Origin of the sequence: Indolivaga capnocytophagoides (assembly GCF_036511535.1) — a bacterium.
Lineage (GTDB): Bacteria > Bacteroidota > Bacteroidia > Bacteroidales > Dysgonomonadaceae > Dysgonomonas_A > Dysgonomonas_A capnocytophagoides.
In genome coordinates this window covers 1,264,149-1,284,372 of record NZ_AP028867.1, presented here as the reverse complement: position 1 = coordinate 1,284,372, position 20,224 = coordinate 1,264,149, and the positions used below count along the sequence as shown (strand labels likewise).

Sequence of the window (20,224 nt, the reverse complement as noted above, 5' to 3'; positions counted from 1 at the left end):
GAATGATCTCAATTTATTCAGTCCAATTGCTACAGTTTCAGGTTCTTTTACTCATTAAAGTCATAAACAGGTCAGTGGCCTTTTTACATATTCTTAATAAATAATAGTTTGCAAAAATAAGCTAAAAACTTTACTTTTGCGCTTATATCGAAAATAAAATCGGAGAGTTTTATCATACAGAATGGCAAAAAAAGTATATTATATATATAACCCGCAATCACTCACTTATGAGCGTGTCTATCCTGGTATTGGTAAAAAGGTCTTCATTATAATCCGTAATTTGTTAGGTGGAATCATACTTGGGGCTGTTGGCTTCTGGGCTTTGATGTATTATGTGCTTGATTCACCTAAGGAAATGGAACTTAAAAAAGAGAATAAGCTTATTCGTGCTCAATATAATATATTGTCGAAGCGATTAGATAATGTATCCGACGTATTAAAAGATATTCAACAGCGGGATGATAATATGTACCGAGCTATTTTTCATGCCGATCCTATTGCTTCTGCGATTCGTAATTCTGCAGGTGGAGGTGTAGGAAAATATGATTATTTGCTTGAACTGTCTAACCCTGACATGATTTTGCAGACTTCTAAAAAAATGGATCTGATCTCTCGTCAATTATATGTCCAATCCAAGTCTTTTGATGAAATACTGAATCTGTCCAAGCAACAGAAAGATCGTTTGCAGCATATACCCAGCATTCAGCCTGTTGCTAATAAAGACTTGTCTAGGGTGGCTTCCGGATATGGTACTCGTATTGATCCTGTGTATGGTACATTACGTTTTCATGCCGGAATGGACTTTACCGCTAAAGAAGGTACTGATATATATGCAACAGGAGATGGTGTTGTCACTTGGTCTGAATGGCGTCAGGGATATGGGAACTGTATAATTATAGATCATGGTTACGGATTTGAAACATTGTACGGGCATATGAGCGCGTATGTTGCGAAGCAAGGACAGAAAGTGAAGAGAGGGGAGCTCATCGGAAAAATAGGGAGCACCGGAAAATCAACAGGTCCACACTTGCATTACGAAGTGCATGTTAAGGGTAAACCCGATAATCCGGCTAAATACTACTTTATGGATCTTACTCCTGAAGAATATGATCAGATGTTGCGTATAGCTGACAATCATGGTCAGGTTATGGACTAATATTTAATTTGTAATAATCAGTAAACAGTCAACAATAGAAATCGATGATTGATTTTGATAATGATAAAAAATTATACTATTCGATAAAAGAAGTTGCAGCTCATTTTAATGTGAATGAGTCTCTTCTTCGTTTCTGGGAGACTGAATTTAAGGAAATTAAGCCGAAGAAAACCCCCAGCGGAGTAAGGCAGTATACACGTGTTGATATTGAAGCGATAGCTCTCGTATATTCTTTGGTAAAAGATAAGGGGCTGACTCTGGAAGGAGCCCGTCAGACTTTGCGAGTAAAAAAGGATGAAGAAACCCGCCGTCTGGAGTTATTGAGACGATTGGAAAAGATCAAAGCCGAATTGAATAATCTGAAAAGCGGATTGGATAGCCTTTAAGGTCACAGACTTGTTTGTTGCTTTGTCCGTTAAAGCTTAAAGATATATCATTAAATGCTTTCATTTACTTAATACTTGAAGGTTATTCAGACTTCACCTTTTGGGTGAAACTTACGTTTGCGTATTTGTCCGGGAGTAGCCCCGAAATGTAACTTGCAAAAATCGTTGAAGTGAGCCGGAGAGGTGAACCCATGGTGGTAACTGATTTCTTTAAAAGTTTTGTTGCCGTTATTAATGTCGTGGTATACTATTTTAGCTCGTTGATTTCTCATCCATTGGCTAGCCGAAATTCCAAAAACTTTTTTGAAATGCTTTTCGAATCCCGATAAGCTATAATTGGTTAGTTCTGCTAACTCTTTGACTGTCCTTACCTGATGATAATTTTGTAAGATAAAATTAGAGAATGTCAAATCATTGCTTAATAGGGGGTAAAAAAAGTGAAGAAGTTCTTTTTTAACGTAGTACCCTCTTAATAAAAAGAATAGCTCTTTGATTTTTATTTCGTAAAAATAGAAACATCTGAGACCTGCAGTTATGTGTTTTATCAGATTTTCTATATACTCTGTTATAACCTCGTTCGAATCAAGTACTCCTATATTGTCGAAATTTTCACCATCTTCCTTTTCCAGCAGCAGTTGTTCCAGTGCAAATCTTTCGCAGAGTTCTACATTTGTTCTGATTCTGAAGATGAGTATATTTGTGTCAGCTAATGCTTTGGACGTGAATCTGAAACCCGCGGGAATTATAATCATATTGCCCGGAGTAAGTGTTTGATTGAGATGAGAGCCAAAAGAAAAATTGAGGAGTCCGCTTCGTAATATAATTATCTTATTTTCTAAGATGTCGATATTGTATCTGTCTTCAGTATTCAAATATATAGGATCGATTGCCGGGCGATCGCCCTTTTCGTAGTTATAGCAATTTAGATGCTCGTGAGGATATAACAGTTCCATTTATACTGATATTAATCTGTTTTAATTTGATTCTAAGGCCTTAGACCTATTTTTAACTTTGCAAGCATACAGCAAGAGCTGCTTATCATTTAAAATACATCAATAAATACTTGCTGTTACTTATATAATAAATTTACTTACTTGACACGGGATAGAGTCGATATATACACAGGGTGAAAGCAAACTCATTCGACTTTTCAGGCTACGTATAAATAAATTAAATAGAATATCTGTTTCTCTTAAAATAAAAGCTTACACACTCTTCCTTCTACTATATTCAATGTTCATGCAAAAGTATTTATAATTATTGAAAAACTGTTTATAAATATACGAAATATATGTTAATTTTAATCCGTATTGTTAAATTTAATATTTTGTGAAACTGTTTTTTTTAACTTAGATGAAATAAGCTAATCTTCATTCTCTTTCTTTATAATTAAGAGAATGAGATGTTTGTTTTATTGATTTAGATACTGTAAACTATTTTTTTTAATTGTTAAATTTGAATGTATATTATATTCTCCTAAAAAAGTACTGTTGCTTTTAAAATAAAAGCACTTACTTTGTATCTCAAAGCAAATATGTATGAGTGAAAATATAGATGATTTAAGATATATACGTTCTACTATGGAAAAGTCAAGCAAATTTTTGACTCTTAGTGGTATATCTGGTGTGGCAGCCGGTTGTGTGGCTCTTGTTGGTGCTATGATCGCTTATAAAATAGTGTATGATAATTTATCTGTTACAGGCAGTGCGTTGACCGATTTATTTATATTATCGGCTTTAGTGTTGATTTTATCTGTGGCTTTGGGTGTTTATTTTTCTTGGAGAAAGGCCCAAAAATCAGGAATGAAGCTGTTTAATGGGATCTCTTTTGGCCTTTTCAGGGATGGAGGAATTCCTCTTGTTATAGGAGGTGTATTTTGTATTATTCTCCTTTATAATGATTGTCCATCGCTTGTTGCTACAACAATGTTGATCTTTTATGGTATTGCCCTGATTGGTTTTGGTGCTCGTAGTTATTCTGATATACGAGTACTTGGAGCCTGTGAAATACTTTTGGGTTTTATTGCCGGTTTTATTCCTCAGTATGGATTGTTGATTTGGACTATAGGTTTTGGCTTATTGCATATTATATATGGAGCTTATATGTATTTGAAATACGATTATAAGGTTCGGAAAAAGTGATATTTGGTTATGAAAGATATAATATCAGGATTAAATAAAGTCTTTGACAGCCGTGTGCGTCTAGGTATTATGTCTGTATTGGTTGTCAATGATAGTGTGGATTTTAATACAATTAAGGATCTGCTGAATGTAACAGACGGGAATCTGGCTAGCCACCTTAAGGCTTTGGAGAAAGAAGAAGTAATCGTAGTTAAGAAGCAGTTTGTAGGGCGTAAACCCAATACTTCATATAGCGTTACAGAGAAAGGTCGACAGGTGTTTAAAGAGCATATTAACGCTTTGGAACGACTCATAAATAATAAATAAAAAAAGAAAGCATTCAAGCTTTCTTTTTTTATTTATAAGGTACTTATTCCTTTCGCGATAGAACAATCATATCTGATAAATGTTTGGTTAGAACAGCGAAAGAATTTTTTAATCGAATATAATCTTTCGCATCATATATATTTGCTTGAAATTTATATGATGCTTCTATTTGAATTGTATTGTCTGTAACTTTCGTTTTGTAAAGGATTGCCATGATCCGTCCATTGTGATCAACCGAATCCGGCAAGTGTTCTATTTTATATCCTTCGGGTATTGTAATCGTAGAAACGAATGATTCTTCCTGGAGATACACCAGATCCACAGGGAGTGACCTCTTTTCGTGCTTAAATATATTTTGAGACACCGATAAATTGCAAAAAGGGTGTATGAAGAGTTTCCCTGATACGTTTTCAAATGAAGTCTGGGTCTTAAATGTAAACTCAAAAGGCTGATCGGCTTTGTCGTAATTTTGTATATTCAGACTGTCTATATCTAAGATGTTATTTTTTTTTCTGAAATATTCTTTCAAATTTTCGTCTTTACCTCCATAGATATCTCTATATTGGTATGCATCTTCTCCTTTCAGTGTGTATGATATGTCTACATCTAAAAGTGATTTTTCTGGTTTTATGTTTATTTTAAATTTTTTACAGGTAGAGGCTATCTCTTTTTGCGAAGTTACTGTCCATTCTTCAGATTTTGGCTTTACGACCAATCCTTCGACATTTATGCATCTTGTCGGTAATTCGTCGAAATACCGTAATGGTTCAGATGCATCGATAAAATATGTATATCCATCTATAGAAACCCTTGCTATTACGTAGTTTAGATATTGTTGAAAGGGGTGAGACTTACTTATTGCTCCATTTGCTCTCGTACTTAATACAACAGGATTAGTACTTATGTTGGCGGCTTTTAACAGGCCGATTAGGTACAGATTGATGTCTGCAACATTTCCTTTTTTTAATTTAAGAAAATCCGAAAGTTTATTTGTTGAAAATTTGTCGTTAAATCCATCCCAACTATACATGTTCCTTACATATTGGGTGATTAACTTAGCTTGTTCTAAAGTTGAAGCTCCGGTCAGATTCAGGGCTGGTAATACTTTCTTCGCCTCTTTTTCACTGTCTTTGATGTACTTGCCGAAATTTGAGAATTTAAGAAATTCGTCACACATATCGGGCCATGTCGACATGTAATCTCTTTTTGCCCCATTATAGAATGAGTATGTTCGTGAAATCTGAAAAATAATACTGATTATATAATCCTTTTCGGAGCTGATAAAATCTTCGTCCCTGAAGGCTTGTAAGTTTTTCATCCCGAATGTATATTCTTTTTCTTTGTATGTAAGTCCTGCAAAAGAAACATCGCGATTAGGAGTTTTTGTTTCGAATTCGTCAAATTCTGTAGTTCCTCTGACTATGTATGTGTACTCGTAATATGGTATCGCTTTATAATTTAAACGACTATGAATAACTGGTATCTTTTCTTGAAAATACCATCTTCTCATGTTGAAAAAATAAGGAGTTTTTATTTTGTATTTGTATTCAATAATGGATCCTTCCCTAACATCGGGGAGGGCTAATTTTTTTAAAAAATAATCGCTGTTTACTTTCTCCTCGAATATTTTTTTCTTGTCGAGATAGCTTTTTACAAGTTTACCGCCTTCCATGTTATAAACAATGGCTTCTATATCCTGAATTTCTTCTGCTCCCCGATCTCCGGTATAGTAAGGAATCTCTATATTGGCATAGCTTACACCTGCTTGTTTGAATATTTTTATTTTTTTACTGACCTCCATATGCAGAAAAAAACCAACACCGTCATCCCCCCGAAAATAATTATTCCCTAAGCTGTATATAACGAGAGCTTCAGCTTCCGGATCATTTTCATATTCGGTCATGGACATCTCGTATTGAGTTATTTTTCCGTATTGTTCGGAATAATTCTCTTGTGCTGAACATAGACTTGCTATTCCCAGTATGAGGCATAGTGTGAAAAGTAATTTCATAGTATTTCTATATAATATTTTTTTGTTTCGATATTTCTTATTTTTTTGATAAAATCAAAAAAGTCAGCATATTCATTTATTGTATATCTTCCCGATCTGATAAGGACGGATTTTTGTACGTGGAGTTTGCTTCCATCCTTGTCGAATTTTAGTGTATAGTTGCCGTATGGGCTGTTGATCATGATACTGCCCGGTATTTTCGAGATGGATTCATTCAGTATTTCGTATGTATGATTCTCTGTTCTGTGTGTCGGGTAGTCAATCTGTATACCTCTTTTCCGGTTTTCGATACTTTCCAATGTCGGTATTAGGTTGTTTATAGGTGTGATAGCAATGTTCTTGCCTATTTTTTTGAATGAGTAACCTGTTTGACCCTGAGCTTTGATCTTTATGAAGAGACTGTCTCTGTCTATTTCTCCGATGTTGATGGTCGGTTGATCTATTGTTTTAGGTATAATGTTTGAAATGATATATTTTTCGTATGCACTTTTGTTCTTGTTTGAAACGATATAATTCATTTCTTCGAATTCGATGCCCCGCAGGGTTGTCATTGCATATATGATCCCTGTATTATTGGCATTTGCATCGATTTGAGCCTCAATGTTTGTATTACATAATACATCACTATCAGATAGGGTAGGGATGTTGATCAGGCGGCTATTATTTTCGGTGATAAGTAAAGCTTTTCGCCCTTGTATAGATGAATGTATATATCCTAAAGGAAGAGTTTTGCTTGTACATTCAATAAAAAGTGTATCTTCTTCGAGAGGAACCGTTAGGATAACATGGTTAAATGCTAGATGAACAAATGTCGTATCAATGTCCTTTATTGAGGTATCGGAATTTATCAGTGTGTAGAAAGACTCTATCCCTGCATATTTAAGTATCGATAACATATAATTTGTAAGTGCCTTGCAGTCTCCATAATGATTGGTTGTTACATAATCGGCAGGATATGTTTGTAATCCTCCAATGTTTAGCGAGACATTAATATATCTGTTGTAATCCTGAAGATAGTGGTATAGTGTTCTTATTTTATCTTTTTTGTCCTTTCCGTTTTTTAAGAGCTCGTCAATCTTTAGTTTTTCTGTTTCAGGCAATATATCTCTGTTTTGATTCAATCGATATATCCAGTTGCCGAAGGTGTTCCAGTTTTCAAAGCTTCCACTTGCTCCATAATTAAAGTTTAGAGGGACAATGCTTAATATCGGTTGTTTTGAATCGTTGACTGTTCCATATCTTTCCTTTTTTTGAGGAAGAAATGAAAATATCCACTTATATATTGTTGACTCCTTACTTTTAATTATGTCCGGATCAGTAATATTCTTTTGTTGATATTTTATCTTGAAGTCCGGTGGCGTTTCAACTGAGACTATAGCTTCCTTTACAGGTATTTGCCGTTGAGTATAGTCAAATGTCGCTATTTGGAGAAATCTCGGGTATATAATCTTGTATGAATACTTTATTATATAAGGATATTGATTATGTTTTAATGAAAATTCTTTAACAAAGTCATCTTCGTATAGCGAAATGTTCGAAATATAGCTGCGATCCAAAATCTCTTTGTTTCGTAGTTTACGGATGATATTTCCCTGCATATCTTCAATCCAAGCTTCTCCGATGCTGATTTTATCTCCTTTGGAATATGGAATGCTAATTGTTGCCTGATTTTCTCCATCTCTGTTATTGATCTGTAAGGAAATAGAGTCTGTCAATGTTAATTTATTGTCTTTTATTAGATAGTGTGATGACCTGTATAATATTTCACAGTCATGTGTATCTTCTGCGTTCAATGATAAAATAGATAATAGAAAACCAGCCAATAGTGTTATGTAGTGCATGTTTTATTCGTTAAGATTTATTCACAAAAGTAATGATCCTTTATGGATATCCTTGTGGAAACGAAACAAAAAAAAGCGACTTATTTAAAGTCGCTTTTTTTGAAGTTGGTAAGGAGTTATCAGAAATTCCATTTCAAAGGTTCAAAATAAGCCTGAGGGTGTAAGCATGCAGGACATTGTTTTGGTGCTGTTTTGCTTGTGATAACAAAACCGCAATTCATACACTGCCAGTCGATAGCTTCTTCACGTAAGAATACTTCTCCTGATTGAACACGGGCTAGCAATGCTTTGTAGCGGTCTTCGTGCATGTTTTCTACTTTGGCAATCATGCGATACATGGTGGCTATTTGTTTAAATCCTTCTTTTTCAGCTATCTCTGCAAATGCAGGGTAATCCTGAGCCCATTCTTCGTGCTCTCCGGCTGCGGCTTCAATCAGATTTTCTTCGGTTGTACCTATTTTTCCTGCAGGATATGAAACTGTGATTTCAACCATTCCGCCTTCCATGTATTTAAACATACGTTCAGCATGCTCTTTTTCTTGGTTGGCTGTTTCTTCGAATATAGCAGCTATCTGCATGTAACCTTCATTTTTAGCTACTTTTGCAAACATTGTATAGCGCTGTCTTGCCTGAGATTCGCCGGCAAATGATTTTAGAAGACATTTTTCTGTTTCTGTACCTTTAATACTCTTTTCCATTTGTTTTGATAGTTTTTAGTTGATATTGATATTCTTGTTGATCGATCGTGTTTTTTTAAGTGTACAGGCCTTATTATATTCCGAATAAAAAATTGAAGGCCCTATTTCTTATCTCTTTCTAGTTGATACATACAAAATTACCAATAAAAAATAGCCTCTGAAAGATTTCTTGTTTATGGGGTATCGATAAAATCTATTGATGAGAAGTAAAACTTAGTATATCAGCTTGTTGTTATATTAACATAAAGTAGAAGTATCGGCTAATTTATAATTGGTCTAATTTATAATCTCATTAAACCAGCTGTCAGTAATTGTTGAAATGTAATCTGTTCTGATAAAAATTAAGGAACTTTGAAATGCCTGGGTTGCATTTTGTGAATTTGTTTATTGTTCTGCTCTCGAAATGTAATTTAATGAGTTTTGAGGTGTGTTTTTATCACATTATTTTCTATTTTTGTATAGATTATTTGAATTAATCAGTATTTATATATAATTAAATTAAAAACAATGGTAAGTTACAAAGAATTAGGTCTTGTAAATACAAGAGACATGTTCGCAAAAGCTGTAAAAGGCGGATATGCAATCCCTGCGTTCAATGTTAATAATATGGAGCAATTGCAGGCAATTGTACAAGCTGCTGCTGAAACAAAATCTCCTGTTATTGTTCAAGCTTCAAAAGGTGCTCGTCAATATGCAAATCCTATTTTATTGCGTTACATGCTTCAAGGAGCTGTAGAATATGCAAAAAGTTTAGGTTGGGAAAATCCTCAAATCGTACTTCACCTTGACCACGGTGATACATTCGAAACTTGTAAAGAATGTATCGATTCAGGTTTCTCTTCAGTTATGATCGATGGTTCTCACCTTCCATATGAAGAAAATATCGCTCTTACTAAAAAAGTAGTAGAGTATGCTCACCAGTTTGACGTAACAGTTGAAGGTGAACTAGGTGTACTTGCCGGTATCGAAGATGATGTAGTTGCAGAACACCATACGTATACTCAACCTGAAGAAGTTGTAGACTTTGCAACAAGAACAGGTTGTGATTCTTTGGCTATCTCTATCGGTACATCTCACGGTGCTAATAAATTTACACCTGAACAATGTACTAAAGATGCTAATGGTATATTGGTTCCTCCTCCATTACGTTTTGATATCCTTGAAGAAGTAGAAAAAGAACTTCCTGGATTCCCTATCGTATTGCACGGAGCATCTTCAGTTCCTCAAGATCAAGTTGCTACTATTAATAAATATGGTGGTGCATTGAAAGATGCAATCGGTATTCCTGAAGAGCAATTACGTAGAGCTGCTGCTTCTGCTGTTTGTAAAATCAATATCGACTCAGATAGCCGTCTTGCTTTGACTGCTGCTGTACGTGAAGTTTTTGCAACTAAACCGGCTGAATTCGACCCTCGTAAATATTTGGGACCAGCTCGTGATAATATGAAAAAATTATACAAACATAAAATTGAAGCAGTACTTGGTAGTGCAGGTAAAGCTTAATTTTAGTTTTATATTATATAGAAAAGCAGAATACAATTTTGTATTCTGCTTTTTTTGTAGAGCTTTTTGCTTATAACAGACTATTATATCGTATGCATGCTTTTACAAATCCCAAGCGTTTAATCCTTTCTTTAGGTACATCCTGGGGCGGGTAGATTGGGTTGTAGCTGTGCAAAGAAATATAGCTATCGCCTAGTTCGGATCTGAAGATGTATTTTAACGTAAGGTAATCTTCATCATCAGGACGTTCAAGATCAATAACGTACATTTCACCCCAGTATAATGAATCCAGATCAATAATCCTTTTATAAAGGACTATGTCTCCCGTTTTCAATATTGGGTACATTGTATCTACCTGTACATACAATGCTGCATCACATGGCGGCATATGAGGAATCAGTACCGATTCGTTTTCACGCCAAGGGCCTATCCCCGGATGTTTTACGTTACTTATTTTGTCTAAGGTGTAAAGAGGGATGGGTTTTTCGTTATCAGCTAAAGCATCTTTGTTATTATGGCTGTAGTTTTTTGATTTGTTGATCATATTGCCATTTCCGGTAATTAGCCATTCTAGGGATACTTCCGGATAGCTTGCTATGATCTTAGCAAGAAGGGTGTCAGAGACACTTGCGCCCAGTTTGTCCTTATCAAGGAAACCCCTTTTGATATTTGTTGTATTTAGGAATATAGACTTGCTAATATTCTTATATCCAATAAATTGGATAATCCTTTCTTTCGTAGTTGGATTCATAAGTTCGATAAATGTTGTTCAAGAGTGTCTGCAAATTTAATCAAAGGTTTTGATAAAAAAATGCTTTCACTCACTAAAATTCTTTATTTTTTATTTATTCATGCCTTACGATTATATATTTCGCTACTTTCTTAGTGTTTAGTCTTTGTTTTATTGGTGTATTGATCTCTATTTTCACTTTTTTTTAAAGAAAAAGGCCTCTGCTTTCATCTTAATACTTGATGTTATTTTATTGGTATATAGTTTGTTATTGATTTTGTGTTTTTTCTTTTATATTTTTTTTGCTAAAAAACTAGATTTTTTTTTATTGAAAGATTAGTTTTTTACTAAAATTGTAGTACTTTTGTCTTAAGGAATTTGATTTTTATCTCATTGGATATTGTCAATGTGTATAGAGATTTTAATTTAAAGAGTAATTAAGTCAGAAATGGAGTTTGGTTTGTCAATGGTTAATGTAATATCTTTTGGTTTTTCTTCTCGTTATAGAGAGTTGAAATCATGTGGTGTATTTACTGTTGCTGTTTCTGAGAATGAAGATGAAAGTTTCGAACTTAAAAAATATATTCCGAGTACATGTATAAATAATTGTATTGGTATTTCAAAATTCATAAAGAATTGTTTGTTTGAGTGTTGTTCAAATTCTATGCAAATACCACTGACACAATTATATTTGGCAGTAGGGTGTAGTGATTACACTCTGCTGTTTACTTTATTCGGGAAGTTGAAAAATAATATTTATAATAAATTCAAAAGAAGCGAATCTTATAATTCTGAATTAAGCTTCAGTTGAGTGTAATGTGTCAAATTACAGAAATTTTTTTAATGAAAAATTATAATAAATTAGACTACGTGAATATCCCTAATATACGTTCATTGGTTCTGTTTGTGTATTAATGTTTTAGCATAATCTGAAAAATATATATAAACAAACCAATAAGGCAGTAGTGTGTAGTGATTACATGCTACTGTTTTGTTTTTGTATGCATATTTAGGTATCTCCTCTATCCTTTAAATATACCATATGTACGGTATATATTCTCTTCCGAATTTTAGATTATTTTGTAATGTTTTTACATCACAATTTATCAGGTAATAAAATGAAGACATTTAAATATATTCAAATAGCTGTATTACTTGTTTTAGGTATTGCTAATTTAGAGGCTCAGAACAATAAGAATATTATTTATATAAAAGGAGCGAATTTTACTCATCCAATTTTGAAATCATGGATAGCTGAATATGCAAAAGTACGTCCGGAAGTATCCATACAAATTGCTCCAAAAGATGTTGATGAGGAAAAAATTGCGATAAATGTAGTTGCTGATGATTCTCAGAAAAAAGAAGAGCAGTTGTCATTACAGGTTGCCCGTTATGCACTTTTGCCTATTGTAAATAAACAAAATCCTATTTTGACGGAGATCAACAACAAGGGATTAAATAAAGACAAAATACAAAAACTGTTCTTTGAAAAAGACATAGACAGTGATGGTAAATATCCTTTTAAAAATGAATCAACTATTTATTCGGGTAGTTTATCGACTTCTAACTCAATTTATTTTGCCCAGTATTTCGACAAGCAGACGGATCAGTTAAAAGGAAAAAAAATAGCAGGAGATGATATTTATATTATAAGTGCACTGAATAAAGATCCAAATGGAGTTGCTTTTAATTATCTGTCATACATTTATGATACAAAAAGCAAAGCATTGAAAGATGGGATCGCTATCTTGCCTATAGATCTAAAAAAGGATCAATGGCAGTCTATTGTTTCGGGAATTGATGAAACCATAGACTTACTGGAAAATCAAAAAGTAAATTTAATACCGGTAAATCCGATTAGTATAACGATAGATTATGTGAATTTAAATAAGGATGCTCAGGATTTTTTGAAATGGATTGTTACCGAAGGGCAGAAATACAATCATAATCAGGGCTTCTTGATGGTAGATTCTTCACAAAAGGATAATTTGAAGAAGCAGATCGATTATGCGAGTCTTCAGGAGAATAAGTAAGAGAACAGATAGTTTTTAGAGTTGAGTTAAAGAGTAGGTTATTTAAGGCACAGTTAGTATAAGTAGCTGTGCCTTTGTTTTTTTTTATTTAAAAGTAGTCCGAAAAATACGGTTGCTCTCTTGGTATGATTTGTTCAAGAGTCCTTATTGTTTCTTCATCCGTGTTTAAACGTTCTATTTTATGTAAGTATGTAGGTGTTCGGTATGACATGAGCATTGTAGTTAATGTTTGAATGTCTATATTTACAGCTTTACCTATTTTCTCAGACATGATTTGGAACTTTCCATTGTCATTTCTTATTATACTAAAAGTGCCTTCATTCCATTGAGCATGCGGATCGGATACAATAAAATGAAAGGGCTCAAATGAATTTACTTCTTTAAAAGGATAATTTTTCAGAAAAGATTCTACGTCAACAATACGAGCCATATAATAGGGTTCGAGAGTTTCATTTATCTGCCCGTCGTCCAGCAGAAAGTGTATAGGTTCATTGTTGTAGATGTTTCCTTCTACTTTGTCGACCATCGAATAGTGTGCATAAACAAAATTCCAAAGACCTTTTCTTGCTTCCTGATCCAAATAAATAATGTCTTTAATGTGGAATATATCTTCCGATATCCAGTACAATATATAACCTCGTGGATTGTCGTGTTCGTCGTAATATACAACAGCTATTCTTTCTTCTTCATTTTCCCATCTCCAATATTCTTCCCATTCGAGTTTGTGTCGAATCAGAGCACCATGAGTAGAGCGGGCAAATTTATCATATACATCTATAACATCTTTTTCTGTAACAGCGAGTCTTTCTACATAACCATTAACAGGTCTGCTTTTGGGAATCTGATTGTCTTTCAATTCGAAGGTTAAGTGGTCTGATATTATTTCCCAGCCTTTACGGCGATAGTATGGGATGGAGTAGGGATATAGGTAAGAAATCCATTGCCCGTTGTCCCGCATCATTTCCAACCCTTTTTTTATGAGATCATTCATCAGTCCCATATTTGAATATTCGGGATATGTGCCGACTCCGGTCAGACCTCCCATCGAGAATATCTTCCCATGGATATTTACTTCGCACGGATATATGCATAGCTGAGAAATGAGCTGGTCGTCATTAAACCAACCTATAACGTTTGCATTTTTCAGGATAGGACGCTTTGCCTTAGTGATCTCTCCGTCTTCATATCCGCTTTCGAGAAGGTCGCTGTTTGTTACCTGAAATACATAACGAAGCAATTGATTAAACTGATCTAGGTATTCCAGACCTACAGGTTTTAAGGTTAAGCGTTCTCTTATCGTATTAGTTTCCATATAGGTGTTTATTTGAAACTTCGCTCATACTGTTTTTGAAAATCTATATCTTCATCCAGTTCTATGGCTGCCTGCAATGCGAAATAAGGGTTGCGTAAAAGTTCTCGTCCTATAAATACCAGATCGCATTTACTTTTATCGAGCAGATCTTCTGCCTGACTTACTTGAGTAATGAGTCCGACAGCTCCCGTAATGACTTCGGTCTTTTGTCTGATCTCCGATGCAAAAGGAATTTGGTAGCCTTGGGCTACAGGTATTTTTACATGAGCAACGTTGCCGCCTGTAGATACGTCAATAACATCTACACCTTTTGATTTCAGTCGTGAAGATAATTTTACCGATTCGTCCGGATTCCAGCCGTTTTCGACCCAGTCGGTTGCCGATATTCGCACCCACAATGATAAGTTCTCATTCAGGAGAGGTCGTATTTTATCTACGATTTGAAGCAAAAAACGTATTCTGTTTTCGAAAGATCCACCGTATTCATCAGAACGATGATTTGTGATAGGAGATAAAAACTGATGGATTAAATAACCATGCGCAGCATGAAGTTCCAGTACCTTATATCCTGCTTTGATTGCTCTCTCTGCAGCTTCTTTAAACTTATCGACTATTGTCTTTATATCCTCAGATGATAATTCAAGAGGTGCAATATCGTTTTCATAAAAGGGGATTGGTGATGGAGCAACAGTCTGCCAACTGTCGACTCCTGATTTTATTTGATGTCCTCCCTTCCATGCCAGATCACAGCTGGCTTTTCGACCTGCATGAGCTAGCTGGATACCCGGAATAGCTCCATATTTCTCGATAGCTGATGTCAACTCCTTCAATGCTCCTATGTGTTCGTCTTTCCATATACCTAAGTCTGCATAACTAATTCGGCCTTCAGGAACAACGGCTGTTGCTTCCTGGATAATTGTTCCGCATCCACCGATAGCACGGCTTATGTAATGAGTATAATGCCAGTCATTTACAAATCCGTCAATGGCGGAATACTGGCACATGGGAGACATGACAATCCTGTTTTTCAGGCTGATGCCTTTTATTTGTAGAGGAGAAAATAATTTCGACATAGGATTTGCTTTTAAGGTCTCAGACCTATTGATTGTTTTAGCTTATAACATCTATTATGTTATAACTGTTTTTTGTCTCGTACCGTAATATTGATATCTCTGCACAGAAACCTGAGAAAACGAAAGATATAATACTTTAAACAGCTACTTCTCCTTTTATATGCGGATGCGGATCATAACCCTCCAATGTGAAATCTTCGTATTTGAAATCGAAAATATTTTTTATCTCAGGATTCAATATCATTTGTGGTAATGGCCGGAGTTCGCGCTCTATCTGCATTTTCAGTTGTTCGATATGATTGGTATAGATATGTGCATCTCCAAGAGTATGTACAAAGTCTCCCGCCTGAAGTCCTGTTACCTGAGCCATCATTTTCAGCAGTAAGGCGTATGATGCGATATTGAAAGGTACACCTAGGAATATATCGGCACTGCGTTGATATAACTGCAAGCTTAGTTTTCCGTTTGCAACATAAAACTGAAAGAATGCATGGCATGGAGGGAGTTTCATCGAGGGGATATCCGCCACATTCCATGCACTTACAATAATTCGCCGTGAGTCGGGATTATTTTTGATCGTGTCTATTATTTCGCTTATCTGGTCTATATGCCCACCATTGTAATCGGGCCACGATCTCCATTGATAGCCATAGATATGTCCCAGATCGCCATTTTCGTCAGCCCACTCGTTCCAGATACGTACCCCGTTATCCTGCAGGTATTTGATGTTTGTATCGCCTTTCAGAAACCAAAGCAATTCGTGTATAATGGATTTCAAGTGTAACTTTTTTGTTGTAACCAACGGAAAACCTTCTTCCATATTATAGCGGCTTTGATGCCCAAATACACTGATGGTACCTGTTCCCGTACGATCTTCTTTGTGAGCTCCTTCTGCCAGAACCCGTTTAACTAAATCTATATATTGTTTCATAAAACATGCTTTAAAAATATGTTCAATAATAGGTAAAAATAAGTATTTTGCTACGATATATTTTTATAAATTGCATTTTAAGGTCAAAGACATATTTGTTATTTAAGAAAGCGTGATATTTAGAATCTGTTCTAATTTATTCAATGAATAAAAATGAGTCATAAAACCTAAAACCAAACTTTAGCTTCTGGTCTTTTATATCTCTTTATTTATAAATAACCTAAGCCATGACCATTAATTTTTAAATCTAAAGCGTATACTTATGGATTATTACATTTTTTCTTATGCTGTAGATATCGGGCAAATTATAAAAACATTTGGATCGAATGATCTATCATTGTTCGAAAATATACAAAAAGGAGAAGTTTTCAAAAATTATTCAACGCAAAATACCGATGTTCATTTATCAATGAAGCAAGCTCTGCATCAGATTATTTATAATGAACCTTATAGAAGACGTTCTGAAAATGTATATTGGTATGCTTTTATAGCTATATGTGAATATTTTTCTGAGAAATTACCCTATGTGCAGGATATAGCTCTCGGACGAGAGACTGACCTTATTGATGAATTTGTTAAGGACGATTTTAATATTGACCTGACTACTGTTCAGATGCTTTTAGATGGAGACCCGGACGTAAATCTACCTCCGGCGGATGGTATACCTATGGTTGGCATTATTTCTCAGGATAAAATGAAGTCGGTTTGCCGAATGATGAATAAGATAATAATAAGTGATTTAAAAATTAAAGAGTTATTGAGAAAAAATAATTGGCAGGACGATGAGCGTGCTCTCGTATATGAAGCTATCAAGGGAGTACAGTCCAACATTACATACTGTAATAATCACAACCTAAGTTTAATATCGTTTTGTCATTAAGATTAAAGTCTCACGAGATCTGTTTATTGCTAATAGATCCTAAGGCTTATTACAAATCCGAAGTACATTAAATAAACAACAGATCTTTAAAGCTACACTTTCTTTTTCTTCCTTTGTTTTCTGCAACTATTATTACTGTTTTCGTGTTTTAAATGTATAATAAAATCACAGTAAAATGATTCACTTGATAGATGAAAACTTTTATCTATAAGTAAACCTTGTTACCCTCAATCCTTAAAGGGGCTTTGCGAGCGATAGTTTATCTCATTAAAACGACACTGAGATAAAAGTATACATTAGGTAAAGTACAATTGCGGAGTAACCTTTGTTACCTTTTTAGAAATGACCCCAGGATCTTATAGGGACTTTCAGAGTGGTAGCAAAAATTCTCTTCAGGTGATATAGGGGTAAAAAGTAAACAACAAAAGGTGTACACAAAGTATGTGACTTTTGTTACCTTTTTAATCTCAAGGAATATCATTTACTCAAAAGTATTATAACTGACATTTTGTCATTAAAATGAACTGTGGCAAATAATTTGAAGGATCATATATAAATAATATAAAGAAAACAATAAAATATAAATATATGAATTTCAATAATTTTACTATTAAATCTCAAGAGGCAGTCCAAAAGGCTGTTGATACGGTAAAAGAAAAAGGACAGCAATCAATCGAAACTTCACATCTTTTGATGGGAGTTATAATGACTGGTGAAAATGTTGTGAATTTTCTGTTCCAGAAGTTGGGTGTAAACTTATCTCATTTAGTAAATGTATTGAACAATGAGATAGAATCTTTCCCTCGGGTATCAGGTGGTGAGCCTTACTTGAGCCGTGAGAGTAACGCTGCTTTAGATAAAGCAACAAGTATATCGAAACAGATGGGAGACCAATATGTATCGCTAGAACATATTCTTTTAGGAATACTGACTACTCGAAATAGTGCTGCCCAGATAATGAAAGATGCAGGTATCTCTGAAAATGAGTTGAAATCTGCTATTGCAGAATTGCGTAAAGGCAATAAAGTAGATAGTCAATCGGCAGAAGATACTTATCAGTCGTTGGAGAAATATGCGATCAATCTAACTCAAAGAGCAAAAGATGGGAAGCTTGATCCGGTTATAGGTCGTGACGAAGAAATCAGGCGTGTACTTCAAATTCTGAGCCGTCGTACAAAGAATAATCCAATATTGATAGGTGAACCTGGTACAGGAAAAACAGCTATTGCCGAAGGTTTGGCTCATCGTATTGTAAGAGGTGATGTTCCTGAAAATTTGCAAAGCAAGCAGATTTATTCGTTGGATATGGGTGCTTTAGTCGCAGGTGCAAAATATAAGGGCGAGTTTGAAGAACGTTTAAAGTCTGTAGTTAATGAAGTTACCAAATCGGAAGGTGAAATCATCTTGTTCATAGATGAGATACATACTCTTGTTGGAGCAGGTAAAGGAGAGGGGGCCATGGATGCCGCCAATATATTGAAACCAGCCTTGGCTCGTGGCGAATTAAGATCAATAGGAGCTACAACTCTGGATGAATATCAGAAATACTTCGAAAAAGATAAGGCTTTAGAACGCCGTTTCCAGATCGTAATGGTTGATGAACCTTCCGAAATGGATACCATATCTATATTACGTGGGTTGAAAGAAAAGTACGAGAATCACCATAAGGTTCGTATTATGGATGAGGCAATTATTGCTGCTGTACAGCTTTCGAGCCGATATATAACCGATCGTTTTTTGCCGGATAAAGCAATCGACCTGATGGATGAGGCTGCGGCAAAACTTAGGATGGAAGTTGATTCTGTTCCCGAAGAGCTAGACGAAAAGAGCCGTCGTATAAAACAGTTGGAAATAGAGCGTGAAGCTATTAAGCGTGAAAATGATAAGGATAAAGAAGCACTATTATCGAAAGAAATCAGCGATCTGAAAGAGGAAGAAAAAGACCTGAAAGCTAAATGGCAGGCCGAAAAAGATGTGATAAATAAGATTCAGCAGCATAAGGTCGATATTGAAGATGCAAAATTTCAGGCAGATAAAGCCGAGCGTGAAGGTGATTACGGAAAGGTAGCCGAATTGCGTTACGGTAAGATAAAAGAGCTTGAAACGGATATAGAGAAACTACAGTCTCAACTGCATGATATGCAAGGAAATAAAGCTATGGTGAAGGAAGAAGTGGATGCTGTGGATATAGCCGATGTTGTTTCTCGTTGGACAGGTATTCCTGTCAATAAGATGCTTCAGAGTGAAAAGGATAAGCTGCTTAATCTTGAAGATGAGCTGCATAAGAGGGTCGTGGGACAGGAAGAAGCTATCGAGGCTATTTCTAATGCCATCCGGCGCAGCCGTGCAGGATTGCAGGATCCCAAACGTCCGATTGGTTCTTTTATTTTTCTGGGTACAACAGGTGTCGGTAAGACAGAGCTAGCTAAAGCGTTGGCTGAGTTTTTGTTTGATGATGAAAATATGATGACCCGTATAGACATGAGCGAGTATCAGGAAAAATTCAGCGCAACACGTCTGATTGGAGCACCTCCCGGATATGTCGGTTATGACGAAGGGGGGCAGTTGACCGAAGCTATTCGTCGTAAACCTTATTCGGTAGTTCTATTCGATGAAATAGAAAAGGCTCATCCTGATGTCTTTAATATTCTGTTACAGGTATTAGATGATGGACGCTTGACTGATAATAAAGGACGTGTGGTGAATTTTAAGAACACCATTATTATAATGACCTCAAATATGGGCTCAGCATTGATTCGTGAGAATTTTTCTACAATTAATCAGGAAAATCACGATGTGGTGGTTGAGAAAACTAAAAATGAGGTTTTGAATATGTTGAAATCGACTATCAGACCCGAGTTTTTGAACCGTATTGATGAAATTATAATGTTTGAGCCATTGAAACAGTCAGAAATAGCTCAGGTTGTACGCATTCAGATGGAAAGTCTTGTTAAGATGTTGAAAAATAATGGTGTACAGCTTCAGTTTACAGATGCTGCGGTTGATTTGATTGCCGAATTGGGATTCGATCCCGAATTTGGAGCTCGTCCGGTGAAGCGTGTTATTCAGCGGCAGATTTTGGATGTATTGTCGAAGAGACTGTTAGCTGGCATTGTAAACCATGATGCTCCTATTATTATTGATGCGAAAGATGGAGCTTTAGAGTTTAAAAACTAAGATCTCAGATCTATTTGAATACTTACAGTCGCTAATATCGACAAAA

General features: G+C 35.2%; 16 protein-coding genes. 8 read left to right on the top strand and 8 right to left on the bottom strand.

From position 1 onward, the window contains the following. The first annotated feature begins 181 nt into the window (after nt 1-181). Entirely contained in the window at nt 182-1,156 is a 975-nt protein-coding gene (locus AABJ51_RS05345; RefSeq protein WP_026627464.1) for a M23 family metallopeptidase, read from the top strand. Nucleotides 1,157-1,200: 44 nt separating this feature from the next. Then, nucleotides 1,201-1,542: a MerR family transcriptional regulator gene (locus AABJ51_RS05340; protein ID WP_026627463.1), complete on the top strand. Its 342-nt coding sequence runs from the start codon at nt 1,201-1,203 to the stop codon at nt 1,540-1,542. A gap of 86 nt (nt 1,543-1,628) precedes the next feature. Here the strand turns inward: AABJ51_RS05340 and AABJ51_RS05335 are convergent, their stop codons facing one another. Then, the gene (locus tag AABJ51_RS05335; RefSeq protein ID WP_134435356.1) at nt 1,629-2,495 is read right to left on the bottom strand and encodes a helix-turn-helix domain-containing protein; all 867 of its coding nucleotides are present in this window, start codon (nt 2,493-2,495) and stop codon (nt 1,629-1,631) included. Nucleotides 2,496-3,080: 585 nt separating this feature from the next. Here AABJ51_RS05335 and AABJ51_RS05330 point away from each other — a divergent pair. Next, entirely contained in the window at nt 3,081-3,683 is a 603-nt protein-coding gene (locus AABJ51_RS05330) for a hypothetical protein (protein ID WP_338374677.1), read from the top strand. A 9-nt stretch (nt 3,684-3,692) separates the two neighbouring features. Then, the gene (locus AABJ51_RS05325) at nt 3,693-3,989 is read left to right on the top strand and encodes a winged helix-turn-helix domain-containing protein (protein WP_026627460.1); all 297 of its coding nucleotides are present in this window, start codon (nt 3,693-3,695) and stop codon (nt 3,987-3,989) included. Nucleotides 3,990-4,032: 43 nt separating this feature from the next. On the opposite strand, the gene AABJ51_RS05320 is transcribed toward AABJ51_RS05325, so the two are convergent. The 3 genes from AABJ51_RS05320 to rbr all read right to left on the bottom strand — a co-directional run bounded on the left by AABJ51_RS05320 (nt 4,033) and on the right by rbr (nt 8,539). After that, the gene (locus AABJ51_RS05320) at nt 4,033-6,000 is read right to left on the bottom strand and encodes a DUF3858 domain-containing protein (protein ID WP_338374676.1); all 1,968 of its coding nucleotides are present in this window, start codon (nt 5,998-6,000) and stop codon (nt 4,033-4,035) included. Continuing rightward, nucleotides 5,997-7,841: a DUF3857 domain-containing protein gene (locus tag AABJ51_RS05315; protein WP_338374675.1), complete on the bottom strand. Its 1,845-nt coding sequence runs from the start codon at nt 7,839-7,841 to the stop codon at nt 5,997-5,999. Before AABJ51_RS05315 ends, AABJ51_RS05320 begins: the two co-directional genes overlap by 4 nt. Nucleotides 7,842-7,960: 119 nt before the next feature. Next, nucleotides 7,961-8,539, bottom strand: coding sequence for a rubrerythrin (gene rbr, locus AABJ51_RS05310; protein ID WP_026627457.1), 579 nt, complete (start codon nt 8,537-8,539; stop codon nt 7,961-7,963). 507 nt (nt 8,540-9,046) lie between these two features. Here rbr and AABJ51_RS05305 point away from each other — a divergent pair. Continuing rightward, entirely contained in the window at nt 9,047-10,042 is a 996-nt protein-coding gene (locus tag AABJ51_RS05305) for a class II fructose-bisphosphate aldolase (protein ID WP_026627456.1), read from the top strand. A gap of 70 nt (nt 10,043-10,112) precedes the next feature. On the opposite strand, the gene AABJ51_RS05300 is transcribed toward AABJ51_RS05305, so the two are convergent. Continuing rightward, entirely contained in the window at nt 10,113-10,793 is a 681-nt protein-coding gene (locus AABJ51_RS05300; RefSeq protein WP_338374674.1) for a S24 family peptidase, read from the bottom strand. A gap of 1,097 nt (nt 10,794-11,890) precedes the next feature. Here AABJ51_RS05300 and AABJ51_RS05295 point away from each other — a divergent pair. Beyond that, a complete protein-coding gene (locus AABJ51_RS05295; RefSeq protein WP_338374673.1) occupies nt 11,891-12,805 on the top strand; it encodes a hypothetical protein in 915 nt (304 codons plus the stop codon). An 88-nt stretch (nt 12,806-12,893) separates the two neighbouring features. Here the strand turns inward: AABJ51_RS05295 and AABJ51_RS05290 are convergent, their stop codons facing one another. The 3 genes from AABJ51_RS05290 to AABJ51_RS05280 form a co-directional block, all read right to left on the bottom strand. Further along, nucleotides 12,894-14,117, bottom strand: coding sequence for a GNAT family N-acetyltransferase (locus AABJ51_RS05290; protein WP_338374671.1), 1,224 nt, complete (start codon nt 14,115-14,117; stop codon nt 12,894-12,896). Between the two features lie 8 nt (nt 14,118-14,125). Further along, complete coding sequence (gene namA / locus AABJ51_RS05285) at nt 14,126-15,190, bottom strand: NADPH dehydrogenase NamA (protein WP_338374670.1); 1,065 nt, start codon at nt 15,188-15,190, stop codon at nt 14,126-14,128. 136 nt (nt 15,191-15,326) lie between these two features. Next, entirely contained in the window at nt 15,327-16,121 is a 795-nt protein-coding gene (locus tag AABJ51_RS05280; protein ID WP_338374669.1) for a thymidylate synthase, read from the bottom strand. Nucleotides 16,122-16,383: 262 nt separating this feature from the next. On the opposite strand from AABJ51_RS05280, the gene AABJ51_RS05275 reads away from it, so the two are divergent. Both AABJ51_RS05275 and clpB read left to right on the top strand, forming a co-directional pair. After that, entirely contained in the window at nt 16,384-17,001 is a 618-nt protein-coding gene (locus AABJ51_RS05275; RefSeq protein WP_026627449.1) for a DUF7691 family protein, read from the top strand. Between the two features lie 588 nt (nt 17,002-17,589). Then, the gene (gene clpB, locus AABJ51_RS05270) at nt 17,590-20,178 is read left to right on the top strand and encodes an ATP-dependent chaperone ClpB (protein WP_338374668.1); all 2,589 of its coding nucleotides are present in this window, start codon (nt 17,590-17,592) and stop codon (nt 20,176-20,178) included. Nucleotides 20,179-20,224: the final 46 nt, after the last annotated feature.